General features: G+C 41.2%; 13 protein-coding genes. 8 read left to right on the top strand and 5 right to left on the bottom strand.

Going from position 1 to position 14,070, the window contains the following annotated elements; all coding sequences use genetic code 11:
• Positions 1-51: 51 nt before the first annotated feature.
• Positions 52-1,257, bottom strand: a complete 1,206-nt coding sequence (fabV, locus tag E0D70_RS03925) for an enoyl-ACP reductase FabV (protein WP_133010980.1) — start codon at positions 1,255-1,257, stop codon at positions 52-54.
• A 166-nt stretch (positions 1,258-1,423) separates the two neighbouring features.
• Between fabV and E0D70_RS03920 the strand changes: the two genes are divergently transcribed.
• A complete protein-coding gene (locus tag E0D70_RS03920; RefSeq protein ID WP_133010979.1) occupies positions 1,424-2,659 on the top strand; it encodes a glycosyltransferase in 1,236 nt (411 codons plus the stop codon).
• A 55-nt stretch (positions 2,660-2,714) separates the two neighbouring features.
• Here E0D70_RS03920 and E0D70_RS03915 read toward each other — a convergent pair whose 3' ends face one another.
• A complete protein-coding gene (locus tag E0D70_RS03915; protein ID WP_133010978.1) occupies positions 2,715-2,921 on the bottom strand; it encodes a DUF1289 domain-containing protein in 207 nt (68 codons plus the stop codon).
• Positions 2,922-3,050: 129 nt separating this feature from the next.
• Entirely contained in the window at positions 3,051-3,767 is a 717-nt protein-coding gene (locus E0D70_RS03910) for a YebC/PmpR family DNA-binding transcriptional regulator (RefSeq protein WP_133010977.1), read from the bottom strand.
• Between the two features lie 455 nt (positions 3,768-4,222).
• Here E0D70_RS03910 and E0D70_RS03905 point away from each other — a divergent pair, with 455 nt between their 5' ends.
• The 3 genes from E0D70_RS03905 to E0D70_RS03895 are packed head-to-tail and all read left to right on the top strand — an operon-like array spanning position 4,223 to position 7,310.
• Positions 4,223-5,629 (top strand): ATP-binding protein, encoded by a 1,407-nt coding sequence (locus tag E0D70_RS03905; protein ID WP_133010976.1) that lies wholly within the window; start codon positions 4,223-4,225, stop codon positions 5,627-5,629.
• Between the two features lie 18 nt (positions 5,630-5,647).
• Positions 5,648-6,325, top strand: a complete 678-nt coding sequence (locus E0D70_RS03900; RefSeq protein WP_133010975.1) for a response regulator — start codon at positions 5,648-5,650, stop codon at positions 6,323-6,325.
• A gap of 28 nt (positions 6,326-6,353) precedes the next feature.
• Complete coding sequence (locus E0D70_RS03895) at positions 6,354-7,310, top strand: AEC family transporter (protein ID WP_133010974.1); 957 nt, start codon at positions 6,354-6,356, stop codon at positions 7,308-7,310.
• 114 nt (positions 7,311-7,424) lie between these two features.
• On the opposite strand, the gene E0D70_RS03890 is transcribed toward E0D70_RS03895, so the two are convergent.
• Positions 7,425-8,057 carry a YiaD family glycine zipper/OmpA-like lipoprotein gene (locus E0D70_RS03890; protein WP_133010973.1) on the bottom strand — a complete coding sequence of 211 codons (633 nt, stop codon included), beginning with the start codon at positions 8,055-8,057 and terminating at the stop codon, positions 7,425-7,427.
• Between the two features lie 206 nt (positions 8,058-8,263).
• Between E0D70_RS03890 and E0D70_RS03885 the strand changes: the two genes are divergently transcribed.
• From E0D70_RS03885 to E0D70_RS03870, 4 genes are all read left to right on the top strand, one after another.
• Positions 8,264-9,154, top strand: coding sequence for a helix-turn-helix transcriptional regulator (locus tag E0D70_RS03885; RefSeq protein ID WP_133010972.1), 891 nt, complete (start codon positions 8,264-8,266; stop codon positions 9,152-9,154).
• Positions 9,155-9,176: 22 nt separating this feature from the next.
• Complete coding sequence (locus tag E0D70_RS03880; protein ID WP_133010971.1) at positions 9,177-9,713, top strand: flavodoxin; 537 nt, start codon at positions 9,177-9,179, stop codon at positions 9,711-9,713.
• A 238-nt stretch (positions 9,714-9,951) separates the two neighbouring features.
• Entirely contained in the window at positions 9,952-10,266 is a 315-nt protein-coding gene (locus E0D70_RS03875; RefSeq protein WP_133010970.1) for a DUF3301 domain-containing protein, read from the top strand.
• 226 nt (positions 10,267-10,492) lie between these two features.
• Entirely contained in the window at positions 10,493-12,379 is a 1,887-nt protein-coding gene (locus E0D70_RS03870; RefSeq protein WP_133010969.1) for a methyl-accepting chemotaxis protein, read from the top strand.
• An 87-nt stretch (positions 12,380-12,466) separates the two neighbouring features.
• On the opposite strand, the gene gltX is transcribed toward E0D70_RS03870, so the two are convergent.
• Positions 12,467-13,948 carry a glutamate--tRNA ligase gene (gene gltX, locus E0D70_RS03865; RefSeq protein WP_133010968.1) on the bottom strand — a complete coding sequence of 494 codons (1,482 nt, stop codon included), beginning with the start codon at positions 13,946-13,948 and terminating at the stop codon, positions 12,467-12,469.
• Positions 13,949-14,070 lie beyond the last annotated feature (122 nt).

Genomic DNA, 14,070 nt, shown 5'->3' with positions numbered 1-14,070 from the left:
AGGAGACTAAGCCGTTACCTAGTCCCCTTTTTCTACAAGGCTATTATTAGCTTATGGTAACGTAATAACGTCAAATTCAACCAATGGGTTCGAATCAGCATTGTAATCAACACCGTCAAGGCCAAAGCCGAAAAGCTTTAGAAACTCATCTTTGTAAAGTTGATAATCTGTTTCTTCAAACAAGTTCTCATCGGTGATTTGTGGCCACAACTCACGACAAGCTTGCTGTACATCTTCGCGTAATTCCAAATCATCTAAGCGTAAACGGTTAGCAGTATCTACGAATTCAGCCGGATTATGATTGTTATATAAACGTTCAGAGAATAGGCGATAAACCTGATCCATGCAGCCTTCATGAAGACCTTTTTCACGCATTATTCTAAAGACCATAGCAAGATATAATGGCATAACAGGAATGGCAGAAGACGCCTGAGTGACTACAGATTTCAATACCGCCACATTCGCACCGCCATTAAGTGGTGATAACTGGCCATTAATCGCCGCAGAAGCACGATCTAAATCTTCTTTCGCCTTACCTAACGCGCCATGCCAATAGATAGGCCAAGTGATGTCAGAACCGATGTAAGAGTAAGCGACCGTACGAACACCCTCTGCCAACACGCCCGCTTCTTGCAACGCAGACATCCACAATTCCCAATCTTGGCCACCCATTACCGTCGTTGTTGCAGCAATCTCTTCTTCTGTTGCTGGCTCAATTTCCGCTTCGATAATGACATCTTTATTCGTATCAATCGCAGTTGAACGGTAAGTTTCGCCAATTGGCTTCAACACAGAACGAATCACTTCACCAGTCTCTGGCATTTTACGCACTGGCGATGCCAATGAATAAACCACCATGTCAATTTCACCAAGGTCTTGCTTGATCAATTCGATTACTTTGTCACGCGCTTCATTCGAGAAAGCATCACCGTTGATACTCTTCGCATACAAGCCTTCTTCTTTTGCTACTTTTTCAAAGGCTGCCGCATTGTACCAACCTGCCGTACCCGTTTTCTTTTCACTAGCAGGTTTTTCAAAGAAAACACCGATTGTTGCCGCACCAGACCCAAATGCCGCCGCGATACGAGAAGAAAGGCCATAACCACTAGAAGAACCAATGACCAATACTTTTTTAGGGCCGTTTTCAATTTGGCCTTTCTCTTTTGTAAAAGCAATCTGGTCTCTTACGTTTTGTTCACAACCTACTGGATGGGTTGTCGTACAAATAAATCCGCGAATCTTTGGTTTAATGATCATATTATCTTCTCAACGTCATGTTTTGCTTACACCTTGCCCAAACAGAAAATCCTTTCGTCAGACAAGACAAATCTATGCACAATGATACAATAGCTCATCCTATATGTCCTAGCTCACTTTCAATAACCGGACATTCGTTCCCTATTCCCCTACAAAGAGACCACTAATGCATCTACTCGTCATTGGTTATGTATGGCCAGAACCAAATTCTTCCGCGGCTGGCAGCCGGATGATGCAATTACTGAATACTTTTCGTAGCGCCGATTGGCAAATTACATTTGCTAGTCCTGCTCAACAAACCGAACACATGAGCAATCTTGATGAGCTTGGCATCACTAGCGACCACATCGCACTTAACGATGCCTCTTTTGACCAGTATATTGCTACGCTTGCCCCCGATGCCGTAATCTATGATCGCTTTATGATGGAAGAACAATTTGGCTGGCGGGTGGAAAAGTTTTGCCCGACGGCGCTGCGTATTTTAAATACCGAAGACCTTCACTCACTACGTGAAGCTCGTCATCAAGCGCTAAAGCAGAAAAGAGAATTCCAATTAGAAGATTTATACAGCGACTTAGGCATTCGAGAAATTGCCGCTATTCATCGCTGCGACCTAACCTTGATGATTTCTGAGTTTGAGAAAGATCTTCTCGTTAATGAATTCCATGTTCCAGAATCACATGTTTTTCACCTTCCCTTCATGTTGGAAAAATCCACTGAGTACGGCGTCATACCGACATTTGAAGAGCGCCAACACTTCATTACCATTGGTAATTTTAGACACGCTCCGAACTGGGATGCCGTGCTATATCTAAAACAAACCGTATGGCCAAAGATACGCAAAAAACTTCCCAAATCTGAGCTGCATATATATGGCGCTTACCCACCACCCAAAGCTACCCAACTGCATAATGAAAAAGAAGGCTTTCTGATCAAGGGCTGGGTAAAAGACGCACAAGAAGTCATGAAGAGCGCCAGAATTTGCTTGGCACCTATTCGTTTTGGTGCTGGCATCAAGGGTAAATTGGTCGAAGCCATGCAAATGGGCACCCCTAGCATCACCACATCAGTCGGCGCCGAAGCCATGTATGGTCACTTGCCTTGGAACGGCGTAATAACTGACGATATAGAAGAGTTTGTCGACGCTGCTGTTTCACTGTATCAGGACCAAAGTAGCTGGCAATTAATGCAACAAAATGGTTTTTGCATTCTGAACACTCTTTACGACAAAGCCGTTTGGGAACCACGACTTTTGACTCGGATTGATCTGCAGTTAACACTGAAAGACAACTTAAGAAGAAACCACTTCCTGGGAAAAATGCTTAGACACCACAGCCTAAAAAGCACCCAATACATGTCTCAATGGATAGCGTTAAAAAACCAAAATGAGGAAAATAAATAACAACAAAATCGACGAGACTAACACTAGAAGCTTATTAACAAGCCAGCAGAAAGAATCAATCAACAAGCGGGCTGGCTTGTTCACGTTCACGTACTTTAATTAGCACATCGCGCTGCTGATGACTCGACATACGACCCCAAGCACTAATTTCTTTACCAGTACGGTAGCAGCCAATACAAACATCATCTTTGTCGAGAGAACACAAATTAACACAGGGAGACGTTATCTTAGAAGGGTTTGCTTTAGAGTATTTCTTTGACACTCAGAACCTCTTATTTAGTTAGCACTATGCTACTTTGCCGAGCAATCAATACACATTGAATATTGAACATAAAACAATGGGATTTGATGCCGTTTGATAGCATCAAATCCCATTGAATCAATCTAACACCTAATATTCAGCATTATGATAAACACGCTGAACATCTTCAAGATCATTAAGAAGATCTAGGAAACGATCAAATTGATCAACATCGTCACCTTCAATGGCCGTCATGTTTTGTGCAACGAACTGAATTTCATCAACATCAAACTCAACTTCACCAAAGGCTTCTGTTAACGCCGCTTTGGCTTTGCCATATTCTGTATTTGGCGTGAAAACGGTTACCTTTCCATCTTCCAACTCAATATCTGTAACATCGACATCAGCCATCATCAATGCTTCTAAAACAGCTTCTTCATCGGTGCCATCAAAAACAAAAATAGCACTGTGGTCAAACATGTGACTCACACTACCCTGACCGCCGATTTTACACTTAACCTTGTTAAAGCAAGTACGTACATCACCAAACGTTCGATTCGGATTATCCGATAGACAATCGACAATAACCATGGTGTTACCAGGACCAAACCCTTCATAACGAGCCGTGTCGAAATCTTCGCCTCCGCCACCTTTCGCCTTATCAATCGCTTTATCAATAACATGGGTTGGCACCTGATCTTTTTTCGCTTTGTCGATTAGCGAACGAAGTGCCAAGTTACCGTTTGGATCAACACCACCGGATTTTGCGCAAACATAAATCTCACGGCCGTATTTACTATAAACCTTGGCTTTTTGATCAGACGTTTTTGCCATGGACTCTTTGCGGTTTTGAAAGGCTCTGCCCATTACATTTTCCTATTCTATGCGTTCTTAAAAGCAAGATTCTAACGTGAAGGAGAAAAAGAAGGAACTGCTAGAATGCGAGATTCCTCCTTTTAAATGCATTTCGAGCGACTGATTGAGTTTACAACCCGTCACAAAAATACCAAGAGAATCAATTTAATAGCCAATACGAAAGATATATAAACATTTTTCTAGATCAATACAGCAAGCTGAAACGTCGCTAAAATACATAAAAGATTCTTCATTGAGCACGAAAACAACAAAAAACCAGAAAAAACAAGCAAATCCTCATTGTTTACACCGCGACTAAGTAGCGAACATTATTATTAAAACTGTATGATAAACATTCTATTCGGAGCCATTACTTTTAGCCTATAGATAGGTTATTTTTATTTAACTCGTTACGACTTTCTAAGCATAAGAAAGTCCACACATAACAGGATTTTATTGACTCCATTATGAAGATTACTAAGAAATTCAAAATTCGCCATAAACTGTTTGCCGTCTTCGTATTGAGCAATATCTTAGTGATTGTTTCTATGTGGCAGGTTTTTCAATGGAGCTTTGACCGTGGCTTTGTATCTTATGCCACAGAAAGAGACCGTGATTTTCTTGAACAAATGGCGAACAGAACCGCCAACTTATACGTTTATTACGATGACTGGTATTTCTTGGTACAAGAAAGCCAAATGGAAAAAGCATGGCATAAACAAAAACTAGAAAATCTTAGAGATCTTGTGCCACCACCAAGCACTCCAAATTTGGATCTTATCTATCCTTCTCAATATTATCGCCAACGATTTTTGTTATTTAACAAAAATCAGAAAAACCTTATTGGTGATACCTCGTTTGATAAAGCCGAGACGCACGCCGTTATCGTCAATAAAAAAATTGTGGGCTACATTGGGCTTCGCTCAATTCGCGCACTAGTGCAAGACCAAACCCTACGATTCGTTCGGCAACAAGGGGAAGCCTTCTTATTGATATCTGCTTTTATGTTAGCCATTGCTGCATTGCTCACTTGGCCGCTTGCCCAGTGGCTAAGCCGACCTTTGTGCACAGTGCGTGAAGCAACGCGCAAACTATCAAAAGGCCACTTTGATACTCGTATTAAAATTCACGGCTCTGATGAATTAGCGGATTTAGGTACAGATTTTAATCACCTCGCCATCACACTAGAGAATACAAGAGAATCCAGAAAAAGATGGGTTGCCGATACCGCTCATGAATTACGTACTCCTGTGGCGATATTAAGAGGCGAGATTGAAGCAATGCAAGATGGGATTATCAAAGTTTCACCAGATAGCCTTGCCTCGCTGCAACAAGAAACGATTCATCTTGCTCGACTTATAGATGACTTAAATCAATTATCCATGCATGATGTGGGTAATCTTAATTACAAAATGGAAGACGCGGATCTAAATGAAATTATCGAACAAACCGTTCAATCAATGTCTCTTCGTTATAATGAAGCGGGCATCGAACTAGAACTTGATATTATTAAGAAGGCCCCGATAATCATTACTGGTGACACGGATCGTTTACACCAACTTTTTGCAAACTTAATGAATAATTCGTTAAAGTACACAAATGCTCCTGGAAAACTGAAAATAGTATTAACAAGAGAAGACGAGAAAGCCGTTGTGCTATTTGAAGACACGCCTCCAGGAGTGAACGAAGAAGAGAAAAACCGAATTTTCGAACAATTCTATCGAATAGAAAATTCACGTAACAGAGCAACAGGCGGTAGAGGTTTAGGCCTTGCCATCTGTACTAATATCGTAGATGGCCATCAAGGCAGTATTAATGCCTATCACTCGCCACAGGGTGGTTTAGGAATAAAAATAGAATTCCCTTTAAATTAATATGGAACATAGAGAATTATGAGCAAAATACTAATTGTTGAAGACGAACCGAAATTAGCCGAATTAGTGGGTGCTTACCTAGACCAAGCTGGTTATGAAAATCACCATATCGACCGTGGCGATCAAGCGGTTGATTACGTAAAGAACAATCAAGTGGACTTGATTCTTCTAGACCTTATGCTACCTGGTTTAGATGGCATCGAAATCTGTAAGCAAGTTCGTCAGTTTAGTGGTGTTCCAATTATCATGGTGACGGCAAAAGCTGAAGAAATTGACCGTTTAATCGGCCTAGAAATGGGAGCAGATGATTACGTTTGTAAACCTTTCAGCCCTCGTGAAATTGTGGCCCGCGTTAAAGCCAATCTTCGCCGTGTTGAACTTGACCAAACCGAATCACCAAGAACAGATGGCTTTGATCTGGACGTTGACCGTCTTCGTGCCACTTATAAAGGTGAGTTAATTGATCTAACAACTGTCGAATTTCAATTGCTTCAGTTGCTAATCAAAGAACCTGGTCGCGTTTTTGGCCGCGACCTTATTATGAAAAGCATCTATGCTGATAGCCGCGTAGTAAGTGACCGTACTATTGACAGTCACATTAAGAAACTACGTAAAAAAATCTCTGCGGTTGCACCTGAATTAAATGTAATTCATTCTGTATACGGCGCCGGCTACCGCTTTGAAAACAATGACTAATCAATAAAGGCTAGTCATTTTAAAAGGAATGGCGTTGAACAATTTTTTAGATGTACTCGGTTTTTCTTTCTCTATCACCATGCCAATTTTTTTGATTTTGGTGCTAGGGATTCTGTTATACCGAATACAGCTAATCAATGATAACTTCATTGATATAGCCTCTAAATTAGTTTTCAACGTCACTCTCCCCTCCTTACTATTTATCAATATATCAAAAGCAAAACTCAGCCGAGAGACAGACTTTTCCCTTGTCATTTACGCCATGCTGGCGGTCGCTGTAACCTATGTCATTTTAGAATTACTCACCACCAAATTAGTTCACAACAAATCTGATCGTGGGGTAGCTATCCAAGGTGCCTTTCGTTCAAATATGGGTATTATTGGTCTCGCCTATTGTGTTAATGCTTATGGAGAAGACGTTTTCTCTGTCGCTTCAATTTATTTAGGTGGCGTTACCATTCTTTTTAATATTCTCTCTGTAATTTGCTTAAATAAGTCTATGGGCGCGAATAATACTATTGCCCAGACACTTAAGGGAATCGCGAAAAACCCACTAATTATTGCGATAAGTGCTGCTCTAGTCTTCTCTGCTAGTGGCCTTACACTGCCTTCTACACTCCATAAAGCAGGCGCTTACTTTGCACAAATGACATTGCCTCTGGCTCTGTTATGTGCCGGTGCCTCACTAAGTTTTAAAGCGCTACAAAAAGACATGTCCGTCGCTTTACTCGCTTCTGCAGGCAAACTTATTTTTATCCCAATAGTGATTACCTTTGGTGGTTACCTTCTTGGCTACAGGGAAATGGAGCTTGGCGTGCTGTTTCTTATGTCCTCTGCACCATCTGCCTCAGCAGGCTATGTTATGGTAAGAGCAATGGGGGGAAATGCTACTTTAGCTGCGAATATTATCGTTATAACAACCATCGCCTCGTTAGTAACGACCAGTATTGGTGTTGCCGTACTACGCAATTTCAATCTGATGTGAATTATTGATTTATACTTATAAAAAAACGCCATAAAATCATTTATGACGTTTCAAATCTGCACTTACCCATTTTTCTTAATGGAAAATAAGTAACAAACACTCAAAACAATGACTTTACTGCACTAAAGGCTGAATTTTTAACTCAACACGTCGGTTCTCTCGACGATTCGCCGCACTAGTATTAGGCACTTTCGGCTGGTATTCCCCTAAACCAATCGCCGTAATACGCTGAGAATTCACACCATCTGTTATTAGTAAATTTTTCACCGATTTCGCTCTTCGCTCTGACAGTAGTTGGTTATATTGCTCAGAACCCGAACTGTCAGTATGCCCTTCGATTAACAAGGTCGTTTTAGGATAGTGATTTAACACCTTTGCCACATCGTTTAGCACTGGATCAATACTTTGGTTTACTGCCGCACTGCTTGTCGAAAAAGTAATATCACTAGGCATAACTAAACGAAGATTATCGCCTTCACGCACAACCTGAACACCAGTACCAGCAAGCTCATTCTTAAACTCTTGCTCTTGATTGTCCATATAACGTCCAATCGCACCACCAGCTAAAGCACCAACCGCAGCACCCCATACATAACGACTTTTGTCATTATCACCTGTCGCCTTACCCAAAATAGCCCCGACAACAGCACCAATACCCGCCCCTTTTTGCGTATTATTTGGCGTAGTCGTACAACCACTTAATGCTATCGATATAGCAATACCTGTTATTACTAATGACTTATTCATAATTTCCTCAGACTGTATTTATTAATCAATGCGCCCAGTGTAACAAGTACCTAATTGCCAAGACTAGCCAGCAATACATAACAACACGCTAGCTTATTGCCCATCCACACAGAACAAGATAATAATTTAAATTATTAATGATAATCACTTGCATTTGAAGGCATATAATATTTTAATGATAACCATTATCAACAGAGGCCAAGCCTATGCGAAATATTTACTTACACGAAGCCTATGACGAACATGGAGACGTCAATATGGACCTTACTGATATTATAAGTGGGCACAAACGACACACAAGCCCGCTCCCTAACTTGCAACTAATAGACCAGCAGCTTTGTAGTCATTCAGACATATTATGCATCGAACAAGCTCGTCGAGGGCTGTATTTCTCACTCCTAGGTAGTAGCCAAATTCTAACAGTAAATGACATTGAGGCCATTCAGATTAGTTATCAGGAGCAAGATGTAATCGGCGACTTCATCATGGCCAAAGATGACGCTAAATCTTTATTTCAAATACATATAACAGCAGAACAAGTTGCTACGTTATTTAACGAAACAGAAGAGCAAGTCGTGCAATATTTTTTAGATGTATTTGAGTCTATTAACAACGGGCAAAAATCACTTACCTTGCCAATTACTGAAAAAAATAGAGCCGTTTGTCATTCAATGCTGACCAATCAGGAGCAAACTTTGAGCCTTATTGGGCACGTTTATTCCTGTATCTTCACATTAGTCGAACAAATCAAAACCTTGAATCACCTAATAAAGTGTGAAGACTGTCAAAGCAAAATATTTCAGGCTCAAAACTGGTTAGAGATTCCTAATCAGCCCCCTATAAAAATTGGACAACTCGCTCATCACGTGGGTTTGAATAAAGATGCGCTAACACTTGGATTCCAACATCTGGTGGGTCAATCTATCGGTCATTATTACATGAGAAGCCGAATCAATTATGCCGCGGCTATGCTGCGTAAAAACCCAAAATCAAAACCCTCCGTGATTGCCGGAAGCGGTTTCACCGAATCTCAATTTGAAGCGGCTTTTATCCAGCATTTTGGTATTAGCAGCCATCAATATGGGCAAATTCATTAAGCAATAGGATTAACGAAGAACCATGAATCAACCCGCAATAGGCCTTATTTATGGCACAGATACCAATAACACTGAAGAAGTCGGTGCGAAAATAGTTAAACAGTGGAAAGAACTTGGCATTGATGTCGAAATGCTCAATGTAAAGGACATTGCTATCAGCCAACTAGAAAGCTACGAAATGCTGATTTTAGGCATACCAACTTGGGATTTTGGCGGCATTCAAGAAGACTGGGAAGAATTAGGTGACGCCCTAAGTGAGCTAAACCTAGCCAATAAAATCATCGCTATTTATGGTCTTGGCGACCAATTTGGTTATGGTGATTACTTTGTTGATGCTATGGGCTGGCTTTACGAAAAACTGGTCCCTACACACGCCACTTTTATTGGTGAATGGCCGACTGAAGGCTACGATTTTGAAGCGTCTAGAGCCTGCATAAAAGACAAGAAACATTTTGTCGGTTTGGCTATAGACGACGATCAACAGTTTGAACTTACTGATCAGCGCATCGAACAGTGGGTTATCCAACTTTACGCAGAAAGAGCAGTTGAAGCCGCGTAAATATCGCCTGACTGGCACATTAGAAAGAGGTTCACGACTCAAAATTTGGACGACTGCACATTCGCTGCCCCGAATGACCAAATTACACCTTATCTAATGGATATTTATGTTGCTTGCTCATAAAAGCGTGAAGCACGTGACCACCCTTCCTTTCTCTCCTGCTTGGGGGTGGTCACGCATTTCTTTTTTTCTCTACTATTAGCTATGATGTATTTTCATTTTATTTAAAGCGACCGCTATGAATCTACAACTTTCCGACATCGTTTTTATCTTACTCATTTTTGCGCTTTTTTATGGCTGGTGGTGCAACAGTAACGTGCGAGAAAAAGCGGTCGCTACCGCAAGGGATCACTGTAAAAAGCTGAACCTACAGCTTCTCGATGAAAGTGTCGCAGGTGATGGTTGGAGGCCTTCTTGGGCAAATCACCAACCCTGTATAAAACGAACCTATCTATTTGAATTTTCCTCTACTGGCCGTGTTCGCTACCAAGGCTATGTTGTGTTTATAGGCAATAGAATGCTGAGCATCTGGCTGAGCCCTCATGACATCTAATGAAATACACAATATCTCATTTTTTATGTACTTTTTTATCACTTAAAAATTATATTTAGCGTATCTAAATAATTTCTTTTGATTTAATTGCAAAACAAGATCCACAAGAAATAGAATAGTCATGGAACTGTCAACTAAGCACGAATGGTTTCAACTTTACTCGGATATGCGCTGTTTTCAGACATCGTCGACTCATAAAGCATAATAAAAAAGATAGGGATCTATCATGTTGTTAAACCTAAGTTTTCGCACCAAACTTATGGCTTTATTATCTGCCGCTATTATTGGTTTTGTCATTGTTACTGCCGTCGCCCTTCAAGGGCTTAATACTCAAACATCCGCTTCTGAAAAGTTCGAAGTGCTAACACGAGTAGATAAAAATCTAGATTCGCTTGTCATCGCGTCAATGGAACAATACGACACGCTTTCGAATATTAATGATAAATCCTATAAAAGCTTTTTAAACTCTTTGAACACTGAATTTTCGAATTCAATAGGTACTCTAGATACAAACATAAAGGCCGTGTCTTCACCCGAGGCAAAAGAGCGCTTGAAGAATGTAAAAATGACGCTAACCACGTATAACGCCACCTTAACAAAACTGGTTCATCAACGACAAATGATAGGGTTTAATGGTTCATCTGGCTTAAAAGGTCAAATATCTGAACTAAGCACTAAAGTCCTCGACAAAATTTCATTCTTAAGCCTAGTAAAACAACAATTCCTCCCCGTTCGTGAAGCAGAAAAAAACTTTATTTTTGAACCGACCAAAGCGAATAAAGATGCCTTCATGGAAAAGTACGAAAAATTTCATCAACGCATCGTAGACTTTGGGCTTGAGGAGCGTTTTAGCGACATTATTGGGCAATATTTCTCTGCGATGCAAAGCTATGAAAAATCCAACGATGCTCTTGTCACACTACAAAACGCATTTGAAAAAAACAAACAAATCTTCTATGAATCCCGCTTAGCGGCAGCAGGCTTCATGCAGAGTGCGGTTCAAAATGCTCGTCAACAAGCATCAGAAAGCTCAGAGCAAGCCAGTATCGGTTTAATCATTGTGAGCATCATTGTTGCGATCTTATCTGCTCTGATGATGATGGGGATTGGACGAAGTGTAAATAAAACCCTTAATCAAATTATCCGAGACTTAGGCAAAGTAAAAAGCGGCGATCTAACTGCACGATTATTTGTAAACAGCAAACGCAATGATGAGTTTGACTTGCTGTGCAGCTCTGTAAATGAAATGACGAACGGGCTAGGTTCTGTGATTGGCGATGTTGTTCATACGACCAAAGATGTCTCTGGCATGGTCGCTGAACTAAATACTGCGGTAAAGAACATTGCGGATAGTAACCGATCTGTTAGTGAACAAACTAACTCTCTGGCTGCGGCAACTGAAGAAATATCGACGACTATTTCAAGCATCTCTATCACTACTGACGAATTAAGTAGCCAATCTCAAGATACTTATGAGTCAGCAAAAGTAGGGGCAGAAACAATCAAAGGCGCCCTGTCTAGCTTGGCAAGCACCATCGCGGTTGTAAACCAAACTGGCGTGCAACTTAATGAACTAGGTCAGCTATCGAAAGACATTGATAATGTAATAGGAATGATCAACGATCTAGCAAACCAAACCAACCTTCTCGCTTTGAACGCTGCCATTGAGGCCGCTCGAGCAGGTGAAGCTGGACGTGGGTTCTCTGTTGTCGCTGATGAAGTCAGATCATTGGCTGAAAAAACGGTCGATGCAACATCTAAAATAACCAACATCGTAAGCACCATTCAAACCTCTACCCAGACAGCAATTAAAACCATGCAAAGTGGGCAAGAAAGCCTTCACTCAATTGAAAGCTTCAGCGAGAAAGCCGAAATAGCTATTCGTGAAATTGAACAAAATGCTCAAACGAGCTCAGCTTCTTCTATCCAGATGGCGCATTCAATTCAAGAAGTCTCTAAAACAGCAGTTCACATGAGTGAAGAGATGGATCGAATTGCACAACAGCTACAACGCGATAATAACGACATCAATAGTATTGAAGGAAATACTCGCCATATTCACGATCAAGTGGCTAGCCTTGACAGTAAAACAAGTGTGTTCACGACCAAGTAGTCAAAGAATACTATCCACTAAAAAGCCGGCTTAGCATTTTGCTAAACCGGCTTTTTTTATTGCTCGTTAACTAATCTATAAAATGAATTACAAATCAGCGAATTCTTTTTCCCAACGCTTCGCTTCTTTTTTAGACGGCCCGCCCAACACATTCACCGCGGTACGCATGCGTGCACGAGAAAGATCAGGTCCTAGGATCGCCATTGAGTCAAATACAGAGACAGAAGCACTGGAGCCAGAAATAGCCACAAACAAAGGCGCAAAGAAGTCTTTTGGTTTCACTTCCATCACCTGAGCAAGAGACTTCAAGGTATTAAAGATTTCATCTTTTTCCCAAGTGCGTAATGCTTCCAGTTTCCACAAGGCAAACTGCATCGCTTTGCGCAATGTTTCTTCTTCCATTTTCACCGATGCGAAATCTTCTTTAGTAATCGGCAACATGCCTTTCAAGAAGAAACCTGCTACGTTAGCAACGTCAGAGAAGGTTTCTACGCGCGGCATGATCAACGGAATAATTTGCATCAAATACTCTGGGTTTAACGCCCATTCAACGTATTTCTGTGCGAAGGTTTCAGGATTAAGATTCTCACGAATCCACATACCGTTTAACCAGCTCAATTTTTCTACGTCAAAAACAGGACCACCTAGAGAAACACGCTGAATATCGAACTGCTCAACCATTTCGTCTAAAGAGAATTTTTCACGCTCATCCGGCATTGACCAGCCCATGCGACCAAGGTAGTTGATCACAGATTCCGCCATGTAACCCATACGTTGGTAATACAAGATACTGGTTGGGTTTTTACGTTTTGATAATTTTGACTTATCAGGGTTACGCAACAATGGCATATGGCACAATGTTGGCATGTCCCAACCAAAATATTGGTACAACAAGATGTGCTTAGGCGCAGAGTTAATCCACTCTTCACCACGAATAACATGGGTGATCTTCATCAGATGATCATCCACCACGTTAGCAAGGTGATAGGTTGGCATGCCATCGGCTTTCAGCAAGACTTGCATGTCGACTTGAGACCAATCGATTTCGATGGTGCCGCGCAGCATATCTTGAACAACACAGGTACCTTCTTCAGGAATCTTCATACGAATAACGTACGGGACACCGGCGTCTAGTTTGGCTTGCACTTCTTCAGCGCTCAATGCCAATGCTCGGCCATCGTATTTCTGCTGCAAACCTTGTTCTTTTTGCTCAATACGCATTTGATCGAGTTCTTCTGATGTTTCAAAGGCATAAAAGGCATGGCCTTTTTCCACCAATTCCACTGCGTATTGTCCGTAAATGTCACCACGTTCACTTTGACGATAAGGGCCGTATTCGCCACCAACGTCTGGACCTTCTGCCCAATCCAATCCTAACCAACGAAGCGCATCGAGAATCATTTTTTCTGATTCTGGTGTACTGCGCGTTTGGTCGGTATCTTCTATGCGTAAAATAAATTTACCGCCCATTTTTCGAGCAAACGCCATATTGAACAAAGCAATATAAGCCGTACCAACATGGGGATCACCTGTTGGAGACGGTGCAATACGAGTTCTTACCTCTGACATATCAATCTCATTTATCCAGTTCGTGAAATACCGCTATTATAATCTTCTTAGTAGCATGGGGTAAGAGCGGTTTCACATCTTTTCCAACCTCATATTTGCCGTTAAGCAAACAAACCATAATG

Source organism: Marinomonas flavescens, from assembly GCF_004352835.1.
Taxonomy (GTDB): Bacteria; Pseudomonadota; Gammaproteobacteria; order Pseudomonadales; family Marinomonadaceae; genus Marinomonas; species Marinomonas flavescens.
Note: the sequence above shows the minus strand (reverse complement) of the source record. Positions and strands in the feature narration are given on the sequence as shown.

What these genes read in the sequence shown, in the direction of transcription:
- E0D70_RS03875 (WP_133010970.1), top strand. Translation starts at nt 9,952, where the DNA reads ATGAATCTACAACTTTCCGACATCGTTTTTATCTTACTCATTTTTGCG.
- E0D70_RS03870 (WP_133010969.1), top strand. Translation starts at nt 10,493, where the DNA reads ATGTTGTTAAACCTAAGTTTTCGCACCAAACTTATGGCTTTATTATCT.
- E0D70_RS03900 (WP_133010975.1), top strand. Translation starts at nt 5,648, where the DNA reads ATGAGCAAAATACTAATTGTTGAAGACGAACCGAAATTAGCCGAATTA.
- E0D70_RS03910 (WP_133010977.1), bottom strand. Translation starts at nt 3,767, where the DNA reads ATGGGCAGAGCCTTTCAAAACCGCAAAGAGTCCATGGCAAAAACGTCT.
- gltX (WP_133010968.1), bottom strand. Translation starts at nt 13,948, where the DNA reads ATGTCAGAGGTAAGAACTCGTATTGCACCGTCTCCAACAGGTGATCCC.
- E0D70_RS03890 (WP_133010973.1), bottom strand. Translation starts at nt 8,057, where the DNA reads ATGAATAAGTCATTAGTAATAACAGGTATTGCTATATCGATAGCATTA.
- E0D70_RS03895 (WP_133010974.1), top strand. Translation starts at nt 6,354, where the DNA reads ATGGCGTTGAACAATTTTTTAGATGTACTCGGTTTTTCTTTCTCTATC.
- E0D70_RS03885 (WP_133010972.1), top strand. Translation starts at nt 8,264, where the DNA reads ATGCGAAATATTTACTTACACGAAGCCTATGACGAACATGGAGACGTC.
- E0D70_RS03920 (WP_133010979.1), top strand. Translation starts at nt 1,424, where the DNA reads ATGCATCTACTCGTCATTGGTTATGTATGGCCAGAACCAAATTCTTCC.
- E0D70_RS03905 (WP_133010976.1), top strand. Translation starts at nt 4,223, where the DNA reads ATGAAGATTACTAAGAAATTCAAAATTCGCCATAAACTGTTTGCCGTC.
- E0D70_RS03880 (WP_133010971.1), top strand. Translation starts at nt 9,177, where the DNA reads ATGAATCAACCCGCAATAGGCCTTATTTATGGCACAGATACCAATAAC.
- fabV (WP_133010980.1), bottom strand. Translation starts at nt 1,257, where the DNA reads ATGATCATTAAACCAAAGATTCGCGGATTTATTTGTACGACAACCCAT.